This window comes from Aeromonas sp. R1-1 (genome assembly GCF_040908495.1).
In the GTDB taxonomy this organism is placed as follows: Bacteria; Pseudomonadota; Gammaproteobacteria; order Enterobacterales; family Aeromonadaceae; genus Aeromonas; species Aeromonas veronii.
On record NZ_JBFODV010000161.1, the window covers coordinates 1 to 1,430 of the forward strand.

The 1,430-nt window shown below is 60.3% G+C and carries 2 protein-coding genes; both read right to left on the reverse strand.

Annotation, left to right across the window (positions count from 1 at the left end):
• A partial coding sequence (dtd, locus tag AB5Y92_RS09215; protein WP_368226572.1) for a D-aminoacyl-tRNA deacylase occupies positions 1-321 on the reverse strand: 321 nt, incomplete at its 3' end.
• A gap of 92 nt (positions 322-413) precedes the next feature.
• The gene (locus AB5Y92_RS09220) at positions 414-1,286 is read right to left on the reverse strand and encodes a virulence factor BrkB family protein (RefSeq protein WP_005340664.1); all 873 of its coding nucleotides are present in this window, start codon (positions 1,284-1,286) and stop codon (positions 414-416) included.
• Between the last annotated feature and the right edge of the window lie 144 nt (positions 1,287-1,430).

The following is a 1,430-nucleotide window of genomic DNA, read 5'->3' on the forward strand; positions in this document are numbered from 1 at the left end:
GTCATAGAGGCGCTCGGCCTCGCTCGGGTGGGCGCCGCAGGAGAAGCTCGGGCGCATCCCGCTCTTGGTATCGGCCGCCAGCGTGAATTGGGAGACCACCAGCAGGCTGCCGCCGATCTGACCGACATTGAGGTTCATCTTGCCATTCTCGTCACTGAAGACCCGATAGCCGCTCACCTTGTGCAGCAGTTTGTCGGCCTTGGCCTCATCATCCCCCTGCTCCACCCCGAGCAGTACCAGCAGCCCCTGACCGATGGAGCCGGTCACTTCCCCCTCGACAGTCACGCTGGCCTCGGAGACCCGCTGAATCAGTGCAATCACATCCCTCTCCTCTCAAAACAGAACGACCGCCCCGGCTCGATTGCAGGGGCGGTCGTCGATGCTACCAATAAACCGGTGGCCAAGGCGATGGCTTAGCCAAGCTCCTCACTGGCCGGTTTCTCATATTCACCGAGGCAGGCCGTGGTTTCAGCCCCCAGCAGCACCACCAGCCAGCTGAGATAGACCCAAACAAACAGGATCGGGATGGTGGCCAGCGCGCCGTAGATGGCCTGATAGGAGGGGAAGTTGGTGATGTAGATGGCAAAGCCGCGCTTGGCCAGCTCGAACAGGGTCGCCGCTACCAGCGCACCGATAAAGGCGTGGATCAGCCGCACCTTGCAGTTCGGCACCACGGTATAGACCAGCAGGAAGGTGAGCACCGAGAAGAGGAACGGCAAACCGCGCAACAGCAGATAACCGATACCGAACAGGCTTTCGGCGCCAAACAGCCGCAACGAGAAGATGTAGGAGGAGATGGCGATACTGGCCCCGATAAGCACGGGCCCCAGGGTCAGGATCATCCAGTACATGGCAAACGCCTGCGCCAGCGGGCGGCCCTGGGTCGAACGCCAGATGTAGTTGAGGTTCTTGTCGATGGCGGAGATCAGCATCAACGCCACCACCACCAGCGCCCCGATCCCCACTGCCGTGGTGTTGGTGGCATTGGCGACGAAGCCGTCGATGTACTCCTTGAGCATGTCTCCCGCAGTCGGCACAAAGTTGTGGTAGACGAACTGCTCCATCGCCTGCTTGAGGCTCTGGAACACCGGGAAGGCGGACATCATGCCAAAGACCACGGCGATCATCGGCACCAGCGAAAGCAGGGTGACATAGGCCAGATAACCGGCGGTGACCGTCAATCTGTCCTGCTGGAAACGGCCCCAGACAAACTGGGCAAAGTGGCGACCATCATGGCGCAAGAAGGAGAGGGCGTGGGCCAAACGGCCGCTGACAGGCTGCTGCATCTTGATTCTCGTTAGCGTCATAGTGGCAATATTGTGTCAGAGGAGAGCGCTGTTTGACCACCTTTGCACCCGATTTGCCTCCATCTGCCCCAACCTGTCGCCCGGCTGGCGTCTCTGGCTGTCGTCAGAAGCAGAAATAAAAAC

Coding starts and splice junctions, on each gene's coding strand:
- AB5Y92_RS09220 (WP_005340664.1), bottom strand. CDS start 1,286: ATGCAGCAGCCTGTCAGCGGCCGTTTGGCCCACGCCCTCTCCTTCTTG.